The organism is Actinomycetospora sp. NBRC 106378, from assembly GCF_030269685.1.
Lineage (GTDB): Bacteria > Actinomycetota > Actinomycetes > Mycobacteriales > Pseudonocardiaceae > Actinomycetospora.
This window is the reverse complement of the sequence record NZ_BSTT01000001.1, coordinates 268,142-290,534: the sequence shown is the minus strand read 5'-3', so window position 1 is coordinate 290,534 and position 22,393 is coordinate 268,142. Positions and strand designations below refer to the sequence as shown.

General features: G+C 73.1%; 23 protein-coding genes. 19 read left to right on the top strand and 4 right to left on the bottom strand.

Translation table 11 applies throughout. From position 1 onward, the window contains the following. Positions 1-4: 4 nt before the first annotated feature. From cofG to yhjD, 4 genes are all read left to right on the top strand, one after another. On the top strand, positions 5-1,165 hold the full coding sequence (gene cofG / locus QSK00_RS01420) for a 7,8-didemethyl-8-hydroxy-5-deazariboflavin synthase CofG (protein WP_285586713.1): 1,161 nt from the start codon (positions 5-7) through the stop codon (positions 1,163-1,165). Next, positions 1,162-2,220: an FO synthase gene (locus QSK00_RS01415; protein WP_285586711.1), complete on the top strand. Its 1,059-nt coding sequence runs from the start codon at positions 1,162-1,164 to the stop codon at positions 2,218-2,220. Before cofG ends, QSK00_RS01415 begins: the two co-directional genes overlap by 4 nt. Next, positions 2,217-3,686 carry a flavin-containing monooxygenase gene (locus tag QSK00_RS01410; protein ID WP_285586708.1) on the top strand — a complete coding sequence of 490 codons (1,470 nt, stop codon included), beginning with the start codon at positions 2,217-2,219 and terminating at the stop codon, positions 3,684-3,686. The genes QSK00_RS01415 and QSK00_RS01410 overlap by 4 nt, the downstream gene beginning before the upstream one ends. Positions 3,687-3,747: 61 nt before the next feature. Then, positions 3,748-4,791, top strand: coding sequence for an inner membrane protein YhjD (gene yhjD, locus QSK00_RS01405; RefSeq protein WP_285586705.1), 1,044 nt, complete (start codon positions 3,748-3,750; stop codon positions 4,789-4,791). A 100-nt stretch (positions 4,792-4,891) separates the two neighbouring features. Here the strand turns inward: yhjD and QSK00_RS01400 are convergent, their stop codons facing one another. From QSK00_RS01400 to QSK00_RS01390, 3 genes are all read right to left on the bottom strand, one after another. Then, on the bottom strand, positions 4,892-6,085 hold the full coding sequence (locus tag QSK00_RS01400) for a D-alanyl-D-alanine carboxypeptidase family protein (RefSeq protein WP_285586703.1): 1,194 nt from the start codon (positions 6,083-6,085) through the stop codon (positions 4,892-4,894). Positions 6,086-6,178: 93 nt separating this feature from the next. Beyond that, positions 6,179-7,387 (bottom strand): coiled-coil domain-containing protein, encoded by a 1,209-nt coding sequence (locus QSK00_RS01395; RefSeq protein WP_285586701.1) that lies wholly within the window; start codon positions 7,385-7,387, stop codon positions 6,179-6,181. A 152-nt stretch (positions 7,388-7,539) separates the two neighbouring features. Then, positions 7,540-8,919: a SatS C-terminal domain-containing protein gene (locus tag QSK00_RS01390; RefSeq protein WP_285587901.1), complete on the bottom strand. Its 1,380-nt coding sequence runs from the start codon at positions 8,917-8,919 to the stop codon at positions 7,540-7,542. A 124-nt stretch (positions 8,920-9,043) separates the two neighbouring features. On the opposite strand from QSK00_RS01390, the gene QSK00_RS01385 reads away from it, so the two are divergent. The 10 genes from QSK00_RS01385 (at position 9,044) to QSK00_RS01340 (ending at position 15,325) form a co-directional block, all read left to right on the top strand. Continuing rightward, a complete protein-coding gene (locus QSK00_RS01385; RefSeq protein WP_285586699.1) occupies positions 9,044-9,964 on the top strand; it encodes a haloalkane dehalogenase in 921 nt (306 codons plus the stop codon). A gap of 161 nt (positions 9,965-10,125) precedes the next feature. Continuing rightward, positions 10,126-10,542 carry a hypothetical protein gene (locus QSK00_RS01380; RefSeq protein ID WP_285586698.1) on the top strand — a complete coding sequence of 139 codons (417 nt, stop codon included), beginning with the start codon at positions 10,126-10,128 and terminating at the stop codon, positions 10,540-10,542. Positions 10,543-10,889: 347 nt separating this feature from the next. Then, on the top strand, positions 10,890-11,234 hold the full coding sequence (locus tag QSK00_RS01375; RefSeq protein WP_285586696.1) for a hypothetical protein: 345 nt from the start codon (positions 10,890-10,892) through the stop codon (positions 11,232-11,234). 165 nt (positions 11,235-11,399) lie between these two features. Continuing rightward, positions 11,400-11,864 (top strand): hypothetical protein, encoded by a 465-nt coding sequence (locus QSK00_RS01370; RefSeq protein ID WP_285586692.1) that lies wholly within the window; start codon positions 11,400-11,402, stop codon positions 11,862-11,864. Between the two features lie 436 nt (positions 11,865-12,300). Further along, entirely contained in the window at positions 12,301-12,654 is a 354-nt protein-coding gene (locus QSK00_RS01365) for a hypothetical protein (protein ID WP_285586690.1), read from the top strand. A gap of 225 nt (positions 12,655-12,879) precedes the next feature. Next, on the top strand, positions 12,880-13,230 hold the full coding sequence (locus QSK00_RS01360; protein ID WP_285586688.1) for a hypothetical protein: 351 nt from the start codon (positions 12,880-12,882) through the stop codon (positions 13,228-13,230). Between the two features lie 160 nt (positions 13,231-13,390). Then, on the top strand, positions 13,391-13,735 hold the full coding sequence (locus QSK00_RS01355; protein ID WP_285586687.1) for a hypothetical protein: 345 nt from the start codon (positions 13,391-13,393) through the stop codon (positions 13,733-13,735). 278 nt (positions 13,736-14,013) lie between these two features. Continuing rightward, a complete protein-coding gene (locus tag QSK00_RS01350) occupies positions 14,014-14,388 on the top strand; it encodes a hypothetical protein (RefSeq protein WP_285586685.1) in 375 nt (124 codons plus the stop codon). Positions 14,389-14,438: 50 nt separating this feature from the next. Further along, positions 14,439-14,789, top strand: coding sequence for a hypothetical protein (locus tag QSK00_RS01345; RefSeq protein WP_285586684.1), 351 nt, complete (start codon positions 14,439-14,441; stop codon positions 14,787-14,789). Between the two features lie 176 nt (positions 14,790-14,965). Further along, on the top strand, positions 14,966-15,325 hold the full coding sequence (locus QSK00_RS01340) for a hypothetical protein (RefSeq protein WP_285586683.1): 360 nt from the start codon (positions 14,966-14,968) through the stop codon (positions 15,323-15,325). 34 nt (positions 15,326-15,359) lie between these two features. Here the strand turns inward: QSK00_RS01340 and QSK00_RS01335 are convergent, their stop codons facing one another. Next, positions 15,360-16,040: a maleylpyruvate isomerase N-terminal domain-containing protein gene (locus tag QSK00_RS01335; protein WP_285586682.1), complete on the bottom strand. Its 681-nt coding sequence runs from the start codon at positions 16,038-16,040 to the stop codon at positions 15,360-15,362. 44 nt (positions 16,041-16,084) lie between these two features. Here QSK00_RS01335 and upp point away from each other — a divergent pair, with 44 nt between their 5' ends. The 5 genes from upp (at position 16,085) to rsmA (ending at position 22,179) form a co-directional block, all read left to right on the top strand. Beyond that, positions 16,085-16,705: a uracil phosphoribosyltransferase gene (gene upp / locus QSK00_RS01330; RefSeq protein WP_285586681.1), complete on the top strand. Its 621-nt coding sequence runs from the start codon at positions 16,085-16,087 to the stop codon at positions 16,703-16,705. Positions 16,706-16,736: 31 nt separating this feature from the next. Beyond that, entirely contained in the window at positions 16,737-18,530 is a 1,794-nt protein-coding gene (metG, locus tag QSK00_RS01325) for a methionine--tRNA ligase (RefSeq protein ID WP_285586678.1), read from the top strand. Beyond that, complete coding sequence (locus tag QSK00_RS01320; protein WP_285586675.1) at positions 18,527-19,381, top strand: TatD family hydrolase; 855 nt, start codon at positions 18,527-18,529, stop codon at positions 19,379-19,381. The genes metG and QSK00_RS01320 overlap by 4 nt, the downstream gene beginning before the upstream one ends. A gap of 298 nt (positions 19,382-19,679) precedes the next feature. After that, on the top strand, positions 19,680-21,188 hold the full coding sequence (locus QSK00_RS01315; protein ID WP_285586673.1) for a resuscitation-promoting factor: 1,509 nt from the start codon (positions 19,680-19,682) through the stop codon (positions 21,186-21,188). 145 nt (positions 21,189-21,333) lie between these two features. Further along, on the top strand, positions 21,334-22,179 hold the full coding sequence (rsmA, locus tag QSK00_RS01310) for a 16S rRNA (adenine(1518)-N(6)/adenine(1519)-N(6))-dimethyltransferase RsmA (protein ID WP_285586672.1): 846 nt from the start codon (positions 21,334-21,336) through the stop codon (positions 22,177-22,179). The last annotated feature ends 214 nt before the right edge of the window (positions 22,180-22,393 follow it).

Here is a 22,393-nt window from a genome sequence, read left to right as displayed (position 1 = left end):
TCCAATGCAGACAGCTGACGTCGTGCGTCTGCTCGCCGCCCGGGGCGAGGCGCTGGACGCGTTGCTGGCGCGTGCGGGCCGTCGTCGGGACGAGCACCTGGTCCACGAGGGCCGCCCGGGCGTCGTGACCTACAGCCCCAAGGTCTTCGTGCCGCTCACGCGGCTGTGCCGCGACCGCTGCCACTACTGCACGTTCGCGACGGTCCCGGGCCGGGTGCCGGCGGCCTACCTGGAGCTCGACGAGGTCCTCGAGATCGCCCGCGCCGGGGCCGACCAGGGCTGCACCGAGGTGCTGTTCACCCTCGGCGACCGGCCGGAGGCCCGGTGGCGCGCGGCGGGCGACTGGCTCGCCGCCCGCGGCTACACCTCCACCATCGACTACGTCCGGGCCGCCGCGCAGGCGGTGCTCGACGAGACCGGCCTGCTGCCCCACCTCAACCCCGGGGTGATGACGCCCGACGAGCTGGCCGTGCTGCGGCCGGTCGCGCCGTCGATGGGCATGATGCTGGAGTCGACCTCGACGCTGCTGATCGAGCCCGGCGGCGCCCACTTCGGCTCGCCCGACAAGGACCCGGCCGTGCGGCTCGCGGCGATCGCCGACGCCGGGCGGGCCCGGGTGCCGTTCACCACCGGCATCCTCGTCGGGATCGGGGAGTCGCTGCGCGACCGGGCCGAGTCGCTGCTCGCCCTGGCCCGGCTCGCGGCCGAGTACGGGCACCTCCAGGAGGTCATCGTCCAGAACTTCCGCGCGAAGCCGGACACCGCGATGCGCGGGGAGCCGGACGCGGAGTTCGACGAGTTCGTCGCGACGGTGGCGGTGGCGCGCCTGCTCATGCCGCTCGGCGTGACCGTGCAGGCGCCGCCGAACCTCGCGGGCGAGCTGGGCGACGCCGCCGACGCGGCCGACGACCAGGCGCTGCTGCTGCGCGCCGGGATCGACGACTGGGGCGGCGTCTCGCCGGTCACCCCCGACCACGTGAACCCCGAACGCCCCTGGCCGGGCCTCGACGCACTGGCCGAGGTGACCGCCCGTGCCGGCTTCGCGCTGCGCCCGCGGCTCACCGTCTACCCGCGCTACCAGCGCGAACCCGGCTGGATCGACCCGGCCGTGGCACCCGTCGTCGGGAAGCTGGCGGACGCGGACGGATTGGTCGCCCCGCGGTGACCTCGTGGCTGCAGGCCGCGCGGGACGACCCCGCGGGCCTTCCCGACGACGGGTACACCGCGCTGCTGGGTGCCGACGGCGACGAGCTCGAGGAGCTCTGCGCCCTGGCCGACACCGTCCGGCGTCGGACGGTCGGCGACGACCTGACCGTCGTCGTCAACCGCAACCTCGACCCGGCCCTCGTGGCCAAGCCGGAGCACCTCGACGCCCTCGTCGACGAGGCGTGGTCGCTGGGGGCCACCGAGGTGTGCCTGCAGGGCCCGTTGCCGGACGAGGCGGGGCCGGACGCGGCGGTCGAGCTCGTCGGGCGCATCACCGCGCGGGCGCCGCTGCACGTCCACGCGTTCCGGCCCGCCGAGGTCGAGGCCGCGGCCGCGCGCCGCGGGTCGTCCCCGGAGGCGTTCCTGACGGCGGCCCGCGCGGCCGGCCTGGGCTCGGTGCCGGGCACCGCCGCCCGCATCCTCGACGACCGGGTGCGGGCGGCGCTCACGGGCGGCACCGACATCCCCGCCGCCCGCTGGACCGAGCTGGTCCGCACCGCGCACCGGGTCGGGCTGCGCTCGACCGCGACGATCGTCTACGGGCACGTCGAGACCCCCGCGCAGCAGGTCGCACACCTGCGGGCGCTGGCGACGATCCAGGACCGGGCGCGCGCAGCGACGGGGGACAGGACGCAGACCGGCGGCTTCACCGAGCTCATCGCGATGCCGCTCGTGGACGTGCCGCCCGGGCTGGACGCGCGCGGGGCGACGCCACGCGAGACGCGGGCGCTGCACGCCGTCGCCCGGCTGCTGCTGACCGGCCGGATCGACCACGTCCAGGCGGCGTGGCCGAAGCTCGACCGCGACACCGTGCTCGCCGTCCTGCGCGGTGGCGCGGACGATCTCGGCGGGCTGCTGCTCGACGGTGCGCTCGACCCCGGTGCGGGTCCCGAGGCGGGCCGGGTCCTCGCCGTCGCCGACGTGCACGCGATCGCGGCCGAGCTGGGCCGACCGGTGCGGCAGCGCACGACGCTCTACGGCGAGGTGGAGCCGGGGCGGGTGACGGTGGCGTGAGCGGCACGACCGACGTCGAGGTGGCGATCGTCGGCGCGGGGTTCGCGGGCCTCGGGCTCGCGATCCGGCTGCGCCGGCAGGGACACCGTGACTTCCTGCTGCTCGAGCGGGCCGACGACGTCGGCGGCACCTGGCGTGACAACCGGTATCCCGGGGTGGCCTGCGACGTCCCGTCGCACCTGTACTCGTTCTCCTTCCGGCCCGCGCCGGACTGGTCGCGGGTCTACGCGCCGGGGGCGGAGATCCAGCAGTACCTGCGGACGGCCGCCGTCGAGGAGGGCGTGGCGGGGCACGTGCGGTTCGGCGCCGAGATGCGCGAGGCCCGCTGGACCGGCCGAGGCTGGGAGCTGCGCACCGACGCCGGCACGGTGCGGGCGCGGGTGCTGGTCCTCGCGGCGGGCCGGCTCACCGAGCCGCGGGTGCCGGCCGTCCCGGGGCTGGACACGTTCGACGGACCGGTCGTGCACACCGCCCGGTGGGACCCGGCCACGCCGGTCGACGGGCAGCGCGTCGGGGTCGTCGGGACGGGCGCGTCGGCGGCGCAGATCGTGCCGCAGCTGGCCGATCGGGCGCGCGAGCTCGTCGTCCTGCAGCGGACCCCGACCTGGGTGGTGCCGCGGGGCGACCGTGCCTACACCGCCGAGGAGCGGGCCCGCTTCACCCGCGACCCGCTGGCCGCCCGCCGGCACCGGGAGGACATCTTCGACGAGGCCGAGCGCGGCATCGCGGCGCGGCGGCGGCTGCGGCCGGCGATCGACGAGCTGCGCGCCCGCGCCCGGGCGCACCTCGAGGCGCAGGTCGGCGACCCGGACCTGCGCCGCCGGCTGTCGCCGGGCTACGAGATCGGCTGCAAGCGCATCGTGCTGTCCGACGAGCTGTACCCGGCCCTCGACCGGCCGCACGTGACGGTGGAGGACTCGGCGCTCGTCGCGGTGGAGGGCTCGACGGCCGTCGCCGGCTCGGGGCGGCGGCACGACCTCGACGTCCTCGTGCTCGCGACCGGGTTCCACAGCACCCGCCAGCCCTACGCCGAGCGGGTGCACGGGCGGACCGCGACGCTCGCCCGGCACTGGTCGGACGGGATGAGCGCCTACGCCTCCACCGCCGTGCACGGGTTCCCCAACATGTTCGTGCTCGACGGTCCCAACGCGAGCCTCGGGCACAACTCCGCCGTCTACATGATCGAGACCCAGATCGACTACGTGCTCGGCGCCCTGGCCCATCTCGACACGGCCCGTGGCCCGCTGGAGGTGTCCGCGGCGGCGGAGCGGGCCTACGTGCGCGACGTCGACCGGGCCGCCCGGGACACCGTGTGGCTGCGCGGCGGGTGCCGCAGCTGGTACGTCGACGAGGCGAGCGGACGGCTCACCCTGCTGTGGCCGGGATCGGCGCGTTCGTTCCGGGAACGTAACGCGGAGTTCGACCCGCGCCCCTATCTCGGTACCGCGGGGGCGGCGTCGGCGTGACCGTCCGCCCCGCGGGGTAGGACCTCTCCCGAACTGCAGAGTCGGGGAGACGAGGCGGTCGATGACCACGATGTACGGCACGGCGGAGCCGGCGCCGAAGACGAAGTTCGAGCAGATCCGGGAGCAGCACCCGTGGCTGGACCACCTGGTCCGCGCCGCGACGCGGTACACGGAGAAGCACGGTGACCACTACGCCGCGGCGATCACGTTCTTCTCGATCCTCGCGTTGGTGCCGCTGCTGATGGTCGCGTTCGCGGCCCTGGCGTTCGTCCTGGTCAACAACCAGGCCCTGCTCGACCGGTTCTCGACCGGTATCACGCAGGCGGCCCCGCCCGGGCTCGGCGACCTGCTGAACTCGGTGATCAAGCAGGCGATCGAGCAGCGCAACGCGGTCGGGATCATCGGTCTGCTCGGTGCGCTCTTCTCCGGGCTCGGCTGGATGGGGAACCTGCGCGAGGCCCTGTCCGAGCAGTGGGACCAGCGGGGCGAGCCGCCGACGGTCGTCAAGCGGTACGCCGGGGACCTGGTCGCCATGATCGGGCTCGGGCTGGCGCTCGCGGTCTCCTTCGCGGTGACCGCGATCGCCACCGGCGCCTCGAACGCGGTCGCCGAGTTCCTCGGGCTGGCCGACCAGACCTGGGTGAAGGTGGTGCTGTTCCTCGCCGGGGTCGCGGTGACCCTCGTGGCGAACTGGCTGGTCTTCCTCTGGGTGATCGCCCGCCTGCCCCGCGAGCCGGTCACGCTGCGCTCGGCGGGCCGGGCCGCGATCCTCGCCTCGGTGGGGTTCGTGATCCTGCAGCAGGTCATGGCCGTGTACATCGCGAGCGTCACGAACTCGCCCGCCGGTGCCGCGTTCGGCCCGATCATCGGTCTGCTCGTGTTCGTCAACTTCGTCTCGCGCTTCATCCTCTTCGTCACCGCCTGGGCGGCGACGCTCAAGGAGAACGAGCGCGAGGAGATCCCCGAGCCCGCTCCGGTGATCGTCCGCCCGGCGGTGACGGTCGCGCGCGGCCCCGGGGCCCGGACGACGGCGGGTCTGCTCGGCGCCGGGGCCGTGCTCGGCGCGGTACTCGGGGTCAACGGGATGCGGCGCACCCGGCGCTGATCCGTCCCGGTCCCTGGTGAACGAGCGGCATTTTCGCGCACATAGATGCTGCGAGAGTGCCGTTCGTTCGTGGTGGGGCCGTGGCAGACGGCCGCAGGGGCTACGCCCGGCGGCGGAGCCGCGCGACCAGCACGACCAGGCCGAGCACGATCACCCCGCCGAGCGCGAGCCACGTGCCCCAGCCGGTCCCGCCCGTCGAGGGGGAGTCCGGGGTGTTCGTCGACGCCGCCGGGGACGCGGTGGTGACCGTGGACCCGTCGTCGGGAACGCCGGGGGCACGTTCGGTCAGGCGGCCGACCGAGGCGTCGCGGGGCAGCCCGTAGCCGTAGTCGAGGAGGGCGAGCCCCTGCTCGACCATCGGCACCGGCCGCTGCTCGCCGTGCATGAGCACGACGACGAGGCGGCGACCGCCCCGGTCCTGCGCGCCGATGTAGGTGTGGCGGGCGTCGTCGGTGAACCCGGTCTTGCCGCCGAGCGCACCGGGGTAGCGGAAGATCTTGTTGTCGTTGTCGACCGCGAACGGCGGGGTCGGCCCGAATCCGGGGAACTGGATCTGGCGAGTGCCGACCGCCTGTGCGAAGACCGGCTCCTGCATGCCGAGCCGGAAGATGCTGGCGAGGTCGTAGGCGCTCGAGCTCTGGCCGGGACCGTCGAGGCCGGAGGGCGTGGCAGCCCGGGTGTCCGTGGCCCCGAGCTGCGCCGCGGTCCGGTTCATGAGGTCCACGGTCGCGGGCACCGAGCCGGTGAGGCGGACGGCGAGCGCGTGCGCGGCGTCGTTGCCCGAGGCCATGAGCATGGCGTCGAAGAGCTGCCGCACCGTGTACTGCCCGCCCGGCCCGATCCCGACCCGGGTGCCCTCCTGGTTCGCGTCGTCCTGCGTACCGATGAGGACCTGGTCCATCGGCACCTGCCGGGCGACGAGCAGGCCGGTGAGGGTCTTGAGCAGGGAGGCGGGCCGCAGCCGGGCGTGCGGGACCTTCGCCGCCAGGACGGCGCCGGTGTCGAGGTCGGCGACGACGTAGGACTGCGCGCCCACCTCGGGCGGGGCCGCCGCGCCCGTCGGGGCGACGACGCCGCAGGTACCCATCGGCGCACCACCCACGGGTGAGGTCGGCACCGGGAGCGGGGCGGGATCGGACTCGCCCGGCCGCGGCGCCTCGGAGGCGTCCACCGGCGGCGCGGGACGGTCCACCTGCGGGCAGGCGGCCTGGGTGGGGGAGGCGGACGCCGCGGGTGCGGCCCCGACGAGGGCGAGCGCGGCGACGACCAGGACGAGCACGAGACGGCGGTGCATCGGCTGCCGAGGTTAGCCCGCGACCCGCCGTCGGGAACACCGAAGGGCACCTCCCGGACGGGAGGTGCCCTTCGGTCGGGACGTCGGGCGGGATCAGCCCTCGTCGTCCTCGGGGGCGTGGTCGCCGTTGAGGCTGATCTCGCGGCCGGAGGTGAGCGCGGGCTTGCGGGCCCCGCGACGGGCGGCGGGGCGCGGGGCCGGGCCCTGCTGCTGGCCGCCCGAGCCGAGGATGATCTCGGCGAAGGTCGAGAGCGCCTCGTCGAGCTGCCCCGCCTGGCGCAGCTCGGACTCCTCGTTGGAGCGGTTGACCAGCGCGACGACGGCCTCGTGGTCGGGCCGGTTCACGAGGGTCCCGTCGAGCTTGTCCAGCGACGCCTCGAGCGAGGAGGCGAGCGAGGACACGCGGTCGCGGAGGTTGGTCTCGACGCCGTCGACGCGGGCGCCGAGCCCGGACAGCGACTTCTCGAGGCCGTCCGTGGTGCGGGCGAGGGTGCCCTCGACCCCGTCGATGCGGGAGGCGACGGACTGCTCGACGCCCTCGACGCGGCCGACCAGCGACTGCTCCACGCCTTCGACGCGGCCCCCCAGGCCGTCGAGGCGCCCGGCGAGCTCCTCGAGCCGCCCGGTCAGCTCGCGCGCCGTGGAGCCGGCCTCGCTGCGGGAGGTCTCGGCGTCGGTGCGGGCGGCGTCGCGGGTCGCGGCGAGCTCCTCGGAGAGGGCCCGCGAGGTCTCGGCGAGCGCCCGGGAGGTCTCCTCGACCTGGCCGCGCAGCGACGACTCCACACCCTCGAGGCGCTCACGCACCGGACCGGTGACGGCCGCGGGCATCCCGTCGAGGCGCATCTCGTGCCGGTCGAGGCGGTTGTCGAGGTCGTCGAGGCGCTTGTGCAGCCCCCCGATGCGGTCCTCGAGACCGTCCATGCGGCCGGCGACGCCCTCGAAGCGGCCCGTGACGCCGTCGAGGCGCCCGTCGAGCTGGGCGAACGGCGCCGCGAGCTTGTCGGCGACCCGGTCCACGACGCCCTCGACGAGGCGCGCCAGCGACGAGATCGCCGACTCCTGCGCGTCGAGCTTCGCGACGGTCTCGTCGAGGCGCTCGGCGAGCACGCTCATCTCGGTGCGGTCGGGCACCTCGGCGAGCCGCTTCCGGACGGCGCCGAGCGCGTCGAGCGCCGCGAGCCGGCCGTGGATCTCGTCGAGCGAGTCGAAGATCTGCTGCTGCTCGGAGTCCCTGACCTCGGCGGCCCGGACGAGCATGCTGCGCATCCGATCGAAGGACATGGTCTGGTTGGTGTCGATCACAGGGCCCACTCCTCCGGGGACGGCCAACTCTGCCGACGACGCACGGTCGATCTCGACATCGGTCATCGCCAGGGAGGCTAACGAGGACGCGTGACCCGTTCGGACGCGCCCCTACCAGCAGGAGGGCGGCGTCGCCCCGTGCGCCACTCGGGTCACGGGTGACGCAGCCGCCCCAGCAGTCGGTCCTCCAGGGCCCGCCACGACGCCGCCTCGCGGGAGAACGGCGGTGAGGGCGTGAGCCGGTTCGGGTCCGGGCGCAGCACGAAGGACACCAGCCAGCCGAGCGCCTCGGACGCCGCGAGCGACTCCCGGGTGTCGGTGTCGCCCGCCCAGTCCGCGGCGTCGAGCAGCAGCTCGACGGCGAGCTCGAGCTGGGTCGGGTCCACGGCCTCCGGGCCCTCGAGGAGGTCCTCGCCGAGTCCGACGAACACGTAGCGGTTCTCCGGGGCGACCTCGACCTCGAGGTCACCGCCCACCGCCGCCGTCATGACCTCGGACCAGGTGGAGACCTCCGCGAGGTCGTGGCCCTCGGCGCCCTCGCCCGCGATCCACGACCGCAACGCGCGGCTGCTCGTGAACACGTCGATGCGCCCGCCCCGCCCGAGGAAGACCGGCTCGTCGTCGAGGAAGCAGCGCAGGGTGAACACCTCGCCCTCGGCGGAGAGGATCGAGATCGGGTCGATCCCGATCTCCTCCCAGAAGCCCGGCTCGGGCTCCTCGGCCTCGTCGACGAGGTCGCTGCGCACCGACTCGCCCGCCGTGTCGGTACGCAGCTCCTCGGGGGCGTCGGCGAGCGGGCCGTCGACCGCGGAGTCCTGCGGGTCGGCGACGACGGCCTCGGGGTCGGCCGGATGGTTCTCGGCGTCCCCGGCGCTGCCGGAGTCGGCGGCCCCGTCGTTCTCGTCGTCGTCCGCGGGGGCCGGTGCCGGCGTGGCGGTGGCGCGCAGCTTCGCGGCCAGCTCGACGTCGACCTCCGGGATCGTGACGAGCGCGTCCAGGGCGTCCACGACCTCGTCCCAGCGCTCGGCGACGACGTCCGCGAGCTCGGCCCACAGCGCCTGTCCCTCGCGCGTCGCGAAGGCCGGGAGGCCGCCGTGCAGCGCCGCGAAGGCCGGCGTGGAGTCGAGGATCGCGGTGACGGCCTCGAGGTCGCAGACGTCGGCCAGCGAGCGGGTGATCTCGGTGATCTCGGCGAGGTCGTCGACCGACCAGGTGTCGGGGTCCTCCGCGACGAGCTCCGGCACCCCGACGACGTCGTAGCGCTGGATCTCCTCCGGCGTCAGCTCGTCGACCGAGAGGCCGCCGACGACGGGCCACGCCGGATGGTCGGCGAGGTCGTGGTCGAGGCCGTCGGCGTCGCTGGTGCGGATCCACGCGGCGAGGTCGGCGGCGTCGGCGAAGGCGAAGACGTGGTCGTCGTCGCCGAGGAACGCCTCCCACTCCTCGCCGTCCTCCCGCCAGCGCGGCGCCCAGAGGGTGACCAGATCCCCGCCCGTCAGCGCGAGGGTGATGGGGACGATGTCCTGGGCCACGGTCGGCCTCCGGCTCTGCTGCGGGGTGATCACGTGCGGCGGCCACCCTAGGGGCCCGGGCGTGACCAGGCCGTTCGGGGCCGTCGGGTTCCCTGGGTCGGGGCACTCTGTCAGGGTGCGGACGGTGGACCTGCTGCGGACGCCGGACGACCGTTTCACCGATCTCGTGGGGTTCGACCTCGCCCCCCGCTACGTCGAGGTCGCCGATCCCGACGGGTCGGGGCGGATTCGTGTCGCCACCTACCGGGTCGGGCCCGAGGGCCCCGGCCCCACGGTGCTCCTGCTGCACGGCGAGCCCACGTGGTCCTACCTCTACCGGTCGGTGCTGGACACCCTCGGCGCCGCGGACGTCCCCGCCGTCGCGGTGGACCTCGTGGGGTTCGGCCGTTCCGACAAGCCCGCGGCGGTCACCGACCACACGTACGCGCGGCATGTGGCGTGGGTGCGGGAGGCCGTGTTCGACGCGCTCGGCCTCGACGACCTCGTGCTGGTCGGGCAGGACTGGGGCGGGCTGATCGGTCTGCGGCTGGTGGCGGAGGCCCCCGACCGGTTCCGGGCGGTCGTGGCCGCCAACACCGGCCTGCCGACCGGGGACCACGACATGCCGGAGCCGTGGTGGCGCTTCCGGCACGCGATGGAGAAGGCCGACGTCCTCGACGTCGGCCGCTTCGTCGCGTCGGGCTGCGCGCGCGGGCTGGGCCCGGCGGAGCGCGCTGCCTACGACGCGCCGTTCCCCGACGACTCCTCCACCGCCGGGCCCCGCGCCATGCCGCTGCTCGTGCCGACCCGACCCGACGACCCGGAGACCGCCGCCAACCGCACGGCATGGGAGGCCCTCGGGCGGTTCACCCGGCCCTTCCTCGTGGCCTTCTCCGACGGTGACCCGATCACCGGACCCATGGCCCCCGCGCTGCGGGCCCACGTGCCGGGCGCGGCGGGCCTGGACCACCCGGTGCTCCGCGGGGCCGGCCACTTCCTCCAGGAGGACGCCGGTAGCGAACTCGGGTCGGTCGTGGTGGAGCTGGTCCGTCAGGTCGCTCGTTAGTGCGATCGGACCAGTTCTTGAGCCCGTGCAGCGAGGAACCCTCGAACGAATGAAGTAACCCCGAGGCCCGTGACCCGTCTTCCGTTCCCCGCGTTGGTCGCTCTGTGATGGCGCGGACCCTCGACCGAGGGGCCCGTGGACACCTCGAATTCCATGGGGGAATGAACGTGTCGATGTTCCGCAAGACGGTGCTGGCCACGGCGATCATCGGTGCCGGCCTCGGCTCCATGACGGGTGCGGCCTTCGCCGGAGACGACCCGGGCGACGGTGGGCACCACCACGGCGGCCACAGCAGCAACTGGAGCGACCCGTCCTCGGGTGGCGGCTGCAGCAACACGGTGGGCGCCGACGCCAAGAACGGCTCGGGCGACTCCCTGGGCGACACCACCGGTGGCGACCAGGACCTGTCGGCCTCCAACCTGTGCCACATCCTCACCGGCAACGAGATCCTGTCGAACAACAACGTCTCGACGCTCGGGTCGAGCATCGTGAACGGTGACACCCTCACCAGCACGCTGACCCGCACCAGCGCCGACACCTCGAACACCCAGACCACCACCGGCGTCCCGGCGACGTAGTCCGGGCACCTCGACTGCGGGTAGGCAGTCACCGGCCCCATCGGGCCGCGCTCGACCCGACCGACCCACGGGCCGGCACCTCGAGGGACTCACGTCCCACGGGGTGCCGGCCCGTCGTCGTGTGTGGGTGCACCCGGGTCGTTGCTCTGAGCGAGTGAATGTGTGGCGCGGATTCCCTGCTCAGGCCTCGATCGTGGACTGCCTCGTCACTCCTCTCGTCATCTGGCCGTGACCTTCACTCGATCGAGGCGTTGAAGTCCCCGAGTCGTGACGCGTGACCGCGCCGCGACGCACGGTGCGCGTCCGTCGGACCGCGTACGTGTCAGACGACCAGGGGAGAGACCAGCGTGTCCACGTTCCGCAAGACCGTCCTGACCACCGCCATCATCGGCGCGGGCCTCGCGTCCACGGCCGGCTCGGCCTTCGCGACGGACTGCAGCCACGACAGCCACGGCCACAAGTCGCACGACTCGCACAGCTCGTCCTCGGTCAAGGACAGCTGCATCAGCGGCTCGGGCAGCGGCTCGAAGAACGCCGAGGGCGGCCTGCTCTCGATCGCGTCCGTCGCCGACGCCCCGATCAGCTCGAACATCTGCAACGTGCTGAACAACAACCTCAACGGCAACCTGAGCAACAACAACATCGCGCTGCTCGGCGACGCCGGCTCGCTCCCGACGCTCCCGATCGGCTGAGCGAACCCCTCCTGACGACCGCCCGGCGCCCCCCGAGCGCCGGGTCCTGCCTAGGCCGTGTCTGGGCACAACGAATCGTCATCGCGGGCCGGAGACGCCTCGTGCTCTGGCCCGCGGCGGGTCCCCCACCGCCGGTTCCTCGCGAGCAGGAGTATCAGCGTGTCCATGTTCCGCAAGACCGTGCTGACGTCCGCCATCATCGGCGCCGGCCTCGTCACCTCCGCCGGTGCCGCCTTCGCCGGTGACGCTCCCTCCGGAGGGCACCACCACTCCGGCCACTCGAGCCACCACCACGGCACCGACGTCGACAACAGCTGCCTCAGCGGCGCGGGCTCCGGCAGCAAGAACGCCGAGGGCGCGCTCGCCGTCGCCAGCGTCCTCGACGCGCCGATCAGCTCGAACGTCTGCAACGTGCTGAACGGCAACGGCAACGGCAACGGGAGCAACAACACGCTCTCCGTCGGCGGTCTCCTGGGCGGCACCAGTGCCCCGACGGAGGCTTCCGCGGTCCCGGAGTCCGCCTCGGCCGCGCCGGCCACCCAGGCCGCGCCCGCCGCCCCCGCCGCCTCCGCGCAGGCGACCCCGGCGGCCACGCCGTCGACCTCCACGGTGCAGCCGATCCAGTCGTAGGCGCCCCACGCACGACGACGGCCGGTCCGGAGCTCCCCGCTCCGGGTCGGCCGTTTCGTCGTTCCCGGGCCCCGACGGCGTGCGAGGGTCACGCCAGGCAGGCCGGAGGGGCGTCGAAGGCTGCCTGACGTGACTCTCGCGGCGGAGGCGGGGTGCGAACCCGGCCTGACGGCGCGGCACCCGGCTGCCGGCGGATTCACCTGAAGATCCCGGAAGGGTGACGCACTGTCATCGCGGCCACCATCACCTCTCGGTCGACGAGGCACATCCTCGGTACATCGCCGCAGGTCAGAGCAATGTATCGCCACGAACGGGGGAACGTCGTGACGGAGCCGTGACCTTGCTTCGTCTCCTCGCGTTGAGCGGACTGTGACCGACCGGCGCGGAGCACGGATTCCCGCCGGACACAGAAGTCCTAGATTCGGGGGAATCTGACATGCAGATGTTCCGCAAGGCCGCCGTCGCCACCGTCATCCTGGGCGCCGGGCTCGCCTCCACCGCCGGTGTCGCCATGGCCAACGAGCACCACGACGCGGGCAAGGGTTGCTCCAACACCCTCGCGGCGAAGAACTCGAACGGCGCCGACCGCACCCTGGGCGACACCACCGGTGGGGACCAGGACCTGTCCGGCAGCAACGTCTGCGACATCCTGAACGGCAACAAGATCCTCAGCGGCAACAACGCCGCCACGGGCGCGAGCGCGATCCGCAACGGCGACGACACCACGCGGACCGACACGCGGACCTCGAACACGAGCTCCAACATCGTCACGGACCTGCTGGGCCTCTGATCGACATCACCGCACGGTGACGGGCCGGATCCTCGCGCGCTGCCCCGGGAGTTCCCGGGGTATCAGCTCCCCAGCGCGCGAGGATCCGGCCCTTTCGTCTGTCGTCACCTGATCGGTGCACATTCCGACATCGTGGTGATATCGCGCCGTCGTGCGGCGATGTCCCTGATGAGACACCGCCCCGGAGAGGGGCGGTGCACACATCGGAATCGTGGGGGAATCGTCATGAAGAACGTCCTGGGTCGCGCCGCCGTGGCCGCTGCCGTCGTCGGGGTCGGAATCGCGTCGACGGGCGGAATGGCGAGTGCCGCGCCGTCGAACTCCTGCTCCAACTCGGTCTCGGCGACGTCGAAGACGAGTGCCGGGCGCACGCTGGGCGACACCACCGGCGGATCCCAGAACATCTCCGTGTCGAACTCCTGTCACAACGGGAACGGCAACGTCATCGGCAGCGGGAACAACATCGCGTCGGGTGGCAGCAGCATTCGCAACGGGAACCAGACCACCATCACCAGGACGGTCACGCGGACGACGAGCTTCGACGCGTTCTTCGGCCCCGGCTTCCCCTTCAACTGATCGACCGACCCGACGGCCGGCGCCCATCACGGGTGCCGGCCGTTTCGTCGTGTCGGGCACCTCCATTGGGCGAAGGTCGGGGGCTGCACGTCACGGCCATGTCCGGGAATGCGTTGGACCTGTCGAGGAAGCACATCCGACCGATCCACGGGGGAATCACATGTCCGTCTTCCGCAAGACCGTTCTCGCCAGCGCCATCCTGGGTGCCGGGCTCGCCTCCACCGCCGGTGTGGCGACCGCCCACGAGCACCACGACGGGGGTGGCTGCTCCAACGGGGTCGCCGCGAAGAACGCCAACGGGGCCGACCGCACCCTGGGCGACACCACCGGGGGCGACCAGGACCTCTCCGCGTCGAACACCTGCGACATCCTCAACGGCAACCGCGTGCTGAGCGACAACAACGCCGCCACGGGCGCCAGCTCGATCCGCAACGGCGACGACACCACGGTGACCCGGACCCGGACGACGTCCGACGACAGCACCACGACGACGACCACGGGCTGAGCTCCGCACCACCGCGCCCCGGGCCGGTGTCCGCTCCCGTGACCGGGGGTCGGACACCGGCCCGTCGTCGTTCCGGGGCACCGTACGGAATGTGTTCGGAAAAAGCGTCCGGTAATTGCTCCGGCCGTGGTCCCGCCATGGAGGCATTTCACGAACGGGCGAACGTCGTGATGGATCCGTGACCCGTGACTGGGCTGTCCGTTGACGTCGACGTGGCCGGTCATGCGAGGCATGCAACGGCGACGAAGACCGACGACAACTATTCGGGGGAATACGACATGTCGATGCTGCGCAAGACCGTTCTCACCACCGTCATCATCGGTGCCGGCCTGGGCTCGATGTCCGGTGCCGCGCTCGCGTGGGACCACCACGACGGCGGGTCCAAGGGCTGCTCGAACGACATCGCGGGCAAGAGCGAGAACGGCGCGGGCCGCACGCTGGGCGACACCGACGGTGGCGACCAGACGTTCGACGCCAGCAACGTCTGCGACATCTTCAACGGCAACTCGATCGGGAGCGACAACAACGCCGCCACCGGTGGCTCCGCGATCCGCAACGGTGACGACCGCACCGACACCCGGACCTCGACGTCGACCTCCGAGAGCAACTCGAACACCACGATCCCGGTGCTCGGCCCGATCCTCGGCGTCTGATCGTCGCGATTCCGCCCGTCCCGTCCGTCCCGCTCCCCAGAAGGACCGCCATGCTTCGCAAGACCCTCATCACGACCGCGATCCTCGGTGCCGGTCTCGGCTCGATCACCGGCCTCGCGTCGGCCCACGAGTCGGGCCACGCCGCCAAGGGCTGCTCGAACACCGCCGAGGCGGCCGCGAAGAACTCCTCGGGTGACTCGCTCGGTGACACCACCGGCAGCCCGCAGTCGCTCGACGTGAGCAACACCTGCGACATCCTCAACGGCAACGAGGTCCTCAGCGGCAACAACGTGTCGAGCGGCCTGAGCTCGATCGTCAACGGCGACACCCGGACCGACACGCGGACGTCGAACGACACCGACACCCGCAACGAGTCGACCACCCTCCCGGCCGCCGGCTAGTTCCCACCTCGGACGGGTGCGTCTCGTCCGGAGTCGGAGGGTGGGCCGCCCTCGGCCGGCCCACCCCGCTCCCCTCCACCGCGGGTGCCCGACACCTGCAACTCCGTTCGACCCGCCCGGTCATCGCCGGGTGTCCCCGTTCCGGCCAAGACGGCCGCCCCTCCCAGGGAGAACTCATGTCCATGCTGCGCAAGGTCGTCGTCTCGACCGCCATCGTCGGTGCCGGTCTCGGCTCGCTCGCCGGGATCGCCTCCGCCCACGAGTCGGGTCACGCCGCCGCCCAGGGCTGCTCGAACACGATCAAGGGTGCCAGCGAGAACGGTGCCGGCCGCACCCTCGGTGACACCACCGGCGGCGACCAGGACTTCTCGGCCAGCAACCTCTGCGACATCGCGAACGGCAACAAGATCCTCTCGGGGAACAACGTCGCGACCCTCGGCAGCAGCATCATCAACGGCGACACCACGACGCGGACGTCCAACACCTCGTCGACGACCTCCATCACGGACATCCTCACCGGGCTCCTGCCCGTCTGAGTCCGACCCGTGCCGCGCAGCCGGTGCCCGCTCCTCACGTCCGAGGAGGGGGCACCGGCTGTTCGTCGTCCCGGGGTCCGTGCACCGGCAGCGCGTCCACCCACGGGTCGGCCGGCCCGTCCCAGTCCCACCGCCGCATCTGGGCCCGGCTGCGCCGGCTCGAGAGCCCGCGGTAGAGCTCGTAGAGGTCGACCCGCAGCACGCTGCGCACCGCGTCGGCGGCGTGGTCGTCGGGTGAGCGCCACTCGGTCCCGCCGGCGCGCACCACGAGCGTCTCCCGCCCCCGGATGCCCTTCACCACCTGACGCACCAGCACCGACGCCGACGAGGCCCACCCGTCCCACGGGGGCTGCGGTGCTCCGAGGGCCTCGACGAGATCGCCCTCGTGGACGAGCAGGTCCCCGAGCACGCTGATCGGCACCCGGCGTTCGTCCAGGGCGTCGGACATCGCGCCGAGCCGGCCCTCCCACTCGGCGAGCAGGGTCGTGACGTCGAGCCCGGTGCGGTCCCGCACGTGCACCGCGGTCCAGTCGGGGCCGGCCCCGACGGTCCGGCGGACGGCGACGTCCGCGGCGGTCCCGACGAGGTGGGCGAGCAGGTCACGCACGGTCCACCCCGGACACGCGGGCACCGGCCACGCCGATCTGTCGTCGGGAAGGCCCGAGACGAGCTCGACGACGCGGGCGTGACCGGAACGATAGACGTCGGCGACCACGGCCCCAGGGTCCCAGACGACGGGTCCGGCTAGGTTTCCCGGCCATGCTGCTCGTCGTGGACCATCCGCTCGCGCGCGTGCGTCTGACCGCCCTGCGCGACGCCCGCACCGACCGCGCCGCGTTCCGCGCCGCCGTCCGCGACCTCACGACGATGCTCGTCTACGAGGCGCTGCGCGACGCGCCGGTCTCCGACACCCGCGTCACGACGCCGGTCGCCGACACCGTCGGCGCCGCCCTCGCCGCACCGCCGGTCCTCGTGCCGGTGCTGCGGGCCGGTCTGGGCATGGCCGAGGCCGCGCACGCGCAGGTGCCGGGCGCGCTCATGGGCTTCGTCGGGGTGGCCCGCGACGAGGAGACGCTGCAGCCGACGCCGTACATGGAGTCGCTGCCGGGCGACCTCGCCGGCCGCCCGGTCTTCGTGCTCGACCCGATGCTCGCCACCGGCGGCTCGATGGCGCACACCATCGACCTGCTCGCCGCGCGCGGGGCCGACGACGTGACCGCGGTGTGCGTCGTGGCGGCCCCCGAGGGGGTCGAGCGGCTCCGGGCCGACCACCCGGGCGTCCGCGTGGTCACCGCCACGGTGGACGAGCGGCTCAACGAGCACGGCTACATCGTGCCGGGCCTCGGCGACGCGGGGGACCGGCAGTTCGGGGCGATGTAGGCCCGGTGGCGCGCACCGGGAGAATGGACACATGAGCGAGTCCGTGCTGACCGCCGTCGCGTGGCCCTACGCGAACGGCCCCCGGCACATCGGCCACGTGTCCGGCTTCGGTGTGCCCTCCGACGTGTTCTCCCGCTACCAGCGGATGGTCGGCAACCGGGTGCTCATGGTGTCGGGCACCGACGAGCACGGCACGCCGATCCAGGTGCAGGCCGACGCCGAGGGGACCTCCCCGCGCGAGCTGGTCGACCGCTACTCGCGGGTGATCCAGGACGACCTGGTGGGCCTCGGCCTGTCCTACGACCTGTTCACCCGCACCTCGACCGACAACCACCACCGCGTCGTGCAGGGGATGTTCGAGGCCCTCTGGAAGAACGGCTACGTGTTCGGGGAGAAGACCCTCGGCGCGATCAGCCCGTCGACCGGGCGGACGCTGCCCGACCGCTACATCGAGGGCACCTGCCCGATCTGCGGCTACCCGAGCGCCCGCGGCGACCAGTGCGACAACTGCGGCAACCAGCTCGACCCGGCGGACCTGAAGAACCCGCGGAGCCGGATCAACGGCGAGGTGCCGGAGTTCCGCGAGACCGAGCACCTCATGCTCGACCTCCCCGCGTTCTCCGAGTCGCTCGCCGGCTGGCTCGACACGCGGCGCAACTGGCGGCCGAACGTCCTCAACTTCAGCCGCAATCTGCTCCAGGACCTGCGTCCCCGCGCGATCACCCGCGACCTCGACTGGGGCGTGAAGATCCCGCTCGACGGCTGGCGGGACGCGCCGATGAAGCGGTTCTACGTCTGGTTCGACGCGGTGATCGGCTACCTGTCGGCGTCCGTGGAGTGGGCCGAGCGCTCCGGGCGCCCGGACGCCTGGCAGGAGTGGTGGTGCGACCCGCAGGCCAGCGCCTACTACTTCATGGGCAAGGACAACATCGTCTTCCACTCCCTCATCTGGCCCGCCCTGCTGCTCGGGCAGAACGGGGCGGGGGACAAGGGGGGCGAGCCGGGCGCCTTCGGCACGCTCAACCTCCCGACGGAGGTCGTCTCCAGCGAGTTCCTGACGATGTCCGGGTCCAAGTTCTCGACGAGCCGCGGCACCGTCATCTACGTCGGGGACTTCCTGCGCGAGTTCGGGCCCGACGCGCTGCGCTACTTCATCGCCGTGGCCGGCCCGGAGAACCAGGACACCGACTTCACCTGGGACGAGTTCGTCCGCCGCACGAACTTCGAGCTCGCCAACGAGTGGGGCAACCTCGTCAACCGCTCGGTCTCGATGGCGGCGAAGAACGTCGGCGCGGTGCCGGAGCCGACCCGCCCGGAGGCCGCCGACGCCGAACTGCTCGGGCAGGCCCGCGCGGCCTTCACCACGGTCGGCGCGCACCTGCAGCGGTCCCGGTTCAAGCAGGCCGTCTCCGAGGCGATGCGGGTGGTGGGCGCGGCGAACGCCTACCTGAGCCACGAGGAGCCCTGGAAGCGCAAGGACGACCCGGAGCGGCGGGACACGATCCTGCACACCGCGCTGCAGGTGGTGCAGGACGCCAACACGCTCCTGACGCCGTTCCTGCCGCACGCCGCGCAGAAGGTCCACGAGGCCCTCGGGGGCACCGGGGTGTGGGCGGCGCAGCCGGAGCGCGTCGAGGGCGACACGACCTCGCTGGGCACCACGCACTCGGTGCTCACCGGCGACTACGCCCACGAGCAGGCGCGCTGGGAGTCGACCCCGATCCCCGTCGGGCGCCCGCTGTCCCGGCCCACCCCGCTGTTCGCGAAGCTCGACCCCGGGCTGGGGGAGACCGGCCCGTCCTGGGCGCCGATCACGCCCGCATGAGCAAGGACAGGACCCCACCGCCCGTCCCGGAACCCATCCCTGGCGGCGTGATCGACGCCCACACCCACCTCGACGCCTGCGGGGCCACCGACCCCGGGACGCTGGGCCAGGTCCTCGACCGCGCCGCCACGGCGGGCGTCACGGCGATGGTGACGACGGCGGACGACCTCGCGTCCGCGCAGTGGGCCGCGTGGGCGGCCGGCACGGATCCGCGGGTGTTCGCCGCCGTGGGGCTGCACCCGACGCGGTCGAACGACCTCACCGACGACGCCCGCGCGGAGCTGGAGCGCCTCACGACGCTGCCCCGCGTGGTCGCCGTGGGGGAGTCCGGCCTCGACGACTACTGGACGACGCGGCGCGAGGACTGCGCGCCGCTGGACGTGCAGCGCGAGGCGTTCGCGTGGCACATCGACCTCGCCAAGCGCCGCGGGCTGCCCCTGGTGGTCCACGACCGCGAGGCCCACGGCGGGATCGTCGACGTGCTCCGCGCCGAGGGCGCCCCGGAGACCGTCGTCTTCCACTGTTTCTCCGGCGGCCCCGAGCTCGCCCGGATCTGCGCCGAGCACGGCTGGCTCATGTCGTTCTCGGGTACGGCGACCTTCCGCAACGCGAACGCCGTCGACCTCCGGGAGGCGGCCGCCCACGCCCCGGCGGACCTCGTGCTGACCGAGACCGACGCCCCGTTCCTGACTCCGCACCCGTTCCGCGGTAGGCCGAACGAGCCGTACGTCATCCCCCACACGGCCCGGGACCTCGCGGAGCTGCGTGACGAGCCCGCGGAGGAGCTCGCCGCGGCGGCCACCCGGAACGCCCAACGGACCTTCCGGCTGGCCGAACAGCCTCAACCGTGACGCTCCGTGGAACGAAGGAGCACGCGGTGACTGCGCTCGTCGTCGTGGGCCTGCCGTTCGGCGCACCACGTTCGTGTCGCCTTGATGGTTCTGACGTCCGAGTCGTTACCGTGCTGTGACTCGCCGGGATGGAACCAACCCCCGGCATCCGGGATGACCCGGAACCTTCCCCAGGGTTCCGGTCACGCAAGGCCCGGATGCGGTTCCTGCCCGGAAGCACGGATGAAGCGGATTCCTCTGTGGCCGTACTGCGCTCCCCCTTCGCGCTGACTGCTGCTCACCCGGCGGCGGTCGCCCGATGAGCACCGACTCGACGCGCACCGCGCTCGCCGACGACACCGGCACCGCCGACACCGGCTGGTTCGACTCCCTCGAGGAGAGCTGGGACGACGGTTGGGACGGGCTCAACGCCGGTACGGCCGAATGGCGCGCCGGTCGGGACGACCGCCGCGCCCCCCGCACGGGTCCGCTCCCCACCTGGGCCGATGACATCACCGGCCCGCTGCCGATCGCGGGGCCGGGCTGGGCAGGCCCCGGCCCCGCGAACGGCACCCTCGCGACCGGGGCGCTCGCCGTCCCGGACCTCGACGAGTGGAACGACCTGGAGACGCGCACCGGGCTGACCGGCTCGGGTGCCGTCACCACGGCGGCGCCCACGCCGGCCGCCGCGCCGGCCGGGCTCGACCCCGAGTCCTACCGCGAGCGCGACCTCACCGACACCGGCCGCTACTCGCTGGCGGTCAAGGGCGCGGTCGCCACGGCGCTCATCGCCGTCGCCGCCGGCGGCAGCACCGCGGTCGCCCTGGACAAGGAGGTCACGGTCACGGTCGACGGCGTCGACCAGGTCGTGCACACCTTCTCGGGCACGGTCGCCGGTGCCCTGGCCTCCGGTGACATCGAGGTCGGCCCGGCCGACCAGATGTCGCCGTCGCCGACCGCGAAGATCGCCGACGGCGACCACCTCGTGGTCAACCACTCCCGCCAGGTCAACCTCGTCGTCGACGGCAAGCCGATGTCGATCACGACGACGGCGACGACCGTCGCGGAGGCCCTCGGCCAGCTGGGGATGCCCACGCAGGCGCTGGCCGCGTCGGCGCCGCTCGGCTCGCTGATCCCGGCCGACGGCATGAACCTCGCGGTCCAGCTGCCGAAGTCGGTGACCTTCACCGACGGCGGCAACGCTCCGCAGCAGCTCCAGACGACCGCCTCGTCGGTCCAGGAGTTCCTGGCCCAGCGCGGTCTGCAGATGGGCCCGCTGGACACGGTCAACGCCGGCGGCCTCGTCAACGGCGCGGCCATCACCGTCGTGCGCAACGCCGTCACGCAGGTGACCGAGACGCAGCCGATCGCGCCGCCGATGCAGACGGTCGACGACCCGACGATGACCGAGGGCCAGACGAAGGTCGACCAGCCCGGTCAGGCCGGCGAGCAGGTCCAGACGTTCACGGTCAACACCACCAACGGCAAGGAGACGGCCCGGACCGCCATGGGCGCGCCGACCGTCACCAAGGCGCCCGTCGGCGGCGTGATGCGGCGCGGCACCAAGTCGGCCGAGCCCGCCATCGGCGACACCAGCAAGTGGGACCGCATCGCGAAGTGCGAGTCCGGCGGCAACTGGTCGATCAACACCGGCAACGGCTACTACGGCGGCATCCAGTTCGACAAGCAGACCTGGAACGCCTACGGCGGCGGGCAGTACGCCTCGCGCCCCGACCTCGCGACCAAGGCCGAGCAGATCGCCGTGGCCGAGAAGGTCCGGGACGACCGTGGCGGCTACGGCGCCTGGCCGGTCTGCGGCAAGAAGTAGTCACCCCCTGGGTGGCGCCCCTCCTGCGTGGCAGGAAAGCGTCGTTGCCGTCATCCAGCGCCAGGGACGTCACATCGTCGAGCGGGCCCCGGGACCACACGGTCCCGGGGCCCGTCCGCGTGACGGGGTCGGGGATCATGGCGGGGTGACTCCCGCTCCCGTCCGACTGCTCGGCGCCGGTGAGATCCGGGGGCTGGCCGCGGAGCTCGGTGTGCGGCCCACCAAGAAGCTCGGCCAGAACTTCGTGCACGACGCCAACACCGTGCGGCGGATCGTGCGGCTGGCGGAGCTCACCGGCGACGACGTGGTCCTCGAGGTCGGCCCCGGCCTGGGGTCGCTGACGCTCGCGCTGCTCGACGAGGCGGCGGCCGTGGTCGCCGTCGAGATCGACCCGGCCCTGGCGGACCGGCTGCCCACGACGGCGGCCGAGCACGCCCCGGAGCGCACCCTGCACGTGGTCGAGGCCGACGCGCTGCGGATCACCGCGGCCGACCTGCCCGTGGCGCCCACGGCCCTCGTCGCGAACCTGCCCTACAACGTGGCCGTCCCGGTGGTGCTCCATCTCCTCGCGGAGCTGCCGGCGCTGCGCCGGGGCCTCGTGATGGTGCAGTCCGAGGTCGCCGACCGCCTCGCCGCCCGGCCGGGGGATTCCGCCTACGGCTCGCCGAGCGTGAAGCTCGCCTGGTACGCCGACGCTCGCCGGGCGGGCCCCGTCCCGCGGGGCGTGTTCTGGCCGGTCCCGGGCGTCGACTCGGCGCTGGTGGCCTTCGAGCGCCGTGCGGAGCCCGACGGGGACCGGCGCGCCACGTTCGCCGTCATCGACGCCGCCTTCGCGCAGCGCCGCAAGGGCCTGCGGGCGGCCCTCGCCGGCTGGGCCGGGTCGCCTGCGGAGGCCGAGCGCCGCCTGCGCGCGGCCGGGATCGACCCGACCACGCGCGGCGAGCAGCTCGACGTCACGCGCTTCGCGGCGCTGGCAGCCGTTCCGTCCTGACATCTCAAGGTGCAGTCGGTCCAGCTCGGCTTCGATGAAGATCGGACCGGGCAACGCTCCGGCGGCGCGGCATTCCATGGCGGCGTGCTCTTGCAAGAGCCCGGCCATCGACGAGTTCGATCGGCTCATCGTCGGCAGCCCGTAGAGAGCGGAGAAACGACGTACTTACCTTGGCGCAACGCCAGGACGTCGGAGCCCGGCCCGCTCAGGAGAC

Excerpts from the sequence above, each read along its gene's own strand:
- metG (WP_285586678.1), top strand. The coding sequence starts at position 16,737 with ATGAGCGAGTCCGTGCTGACCGCCGTCGCGTGGCCCTACGCGAACGGC.
- cofG (WP_285586713.1), top strand. The coding sequence starts at position 5 with ATGCAGACAGCTGACGTCGTGCGTCTGCTCGCCGCCCGGGGCGAGGCG.
- QSK00_RS01350 (WP_285586685.1), top strand. The coding sequence starts at position 14,014 with ATGTCGATGCTGCGCAAGACCGTTCTCACCACCGTCATCATCGGTGCC.
- QSK00_RS01345 (WP_285586684.1), top strand. The coding sequence starts at position 14,439 with ATGCTTCGCAAGACCCTCATCACGACCGCGATCCTCGGTGCCGGTCTC.
- yhjD (WP_285586705.1), top strand. The coding sequence starts at position 3,748 with ATGACCACGATGTACGGCACGGCGGAGCCGGCGCCGAAGACGAAGTTC.
- QSK00_RS01360 (WP_285586688.1), top strand. The coding sequence starts at position 12,880 with ATGAAGAACGTCCTGGGTCGCGCCGCCGTGGCCGCTGCCGTCGTCGGG.
- QSK00_RS01365 (WP_285586690.1), top strand. The coding sequence starts at position 12,301 with ATGCAGATGTTCCGCAAGGCCGCCGTCGCCACCGTCATCCTGGGCGCC.
- QSK00_RS01355 (WP_285586687.1), top strand. The coding sequence starts at position 13,391 with ATGTCCGTCTTCCGCAAGACCGTTCTCGCCAGCGCCATCCTGGGTGCC.
- QSK00_RS01340 (WP_285586683.1), top strand. The coding sequence starts at position 14,966 with ATGTCCATGCTGCGCAAGGTCGTCGTCTCGACCGCCATCGTCGGTGCC.
- QSK00_RS01315 (WP_285586673.1), top strand. The coding sequence starts at position 19,680 with ATGAGCACCGACTCGACGCGCACCGCGCTCGCCGACGACACCGGCACC.
- upp (WP_285586681.1), top strand. The coding sequence starts at position 16,085 with ATGCTGCTCGTCGTGGACCATCCGCTCGCGCGCGTGCGTCTGACCGCC.
- QSK00_RS01380 (WP_285586698.1), top strand. The coding sequence starts at position 10,126 with ATGAACGTGTCGATGTTCCGCAAGACGGTGCTGGCCACGGCGATCATC.
- QSK00_RS01370 (WP_285586692.1), top strand. The coding sequence starts at position 11,400 with ATGTTCCGCAAGACCGTGCTGACGTCCGCCATCATCGGCGCCGGCCTC.
- QSK00_RS01320 (WP_285586675.1), top strand. The coding sequence starts at position 18,527 with ATGAGCAAGGACAGGACCCCACCGCCCGTCCCGGAACCCATCCCTGGC.
- QSK00_RS01400 (WP_285586703.1), bottom strand. The coding sequence starts at position 6,085 with ATGCACCGCCGTCTCGTGCTCGTCCTGGTCGTCGCCGCGCTCGCCCTC.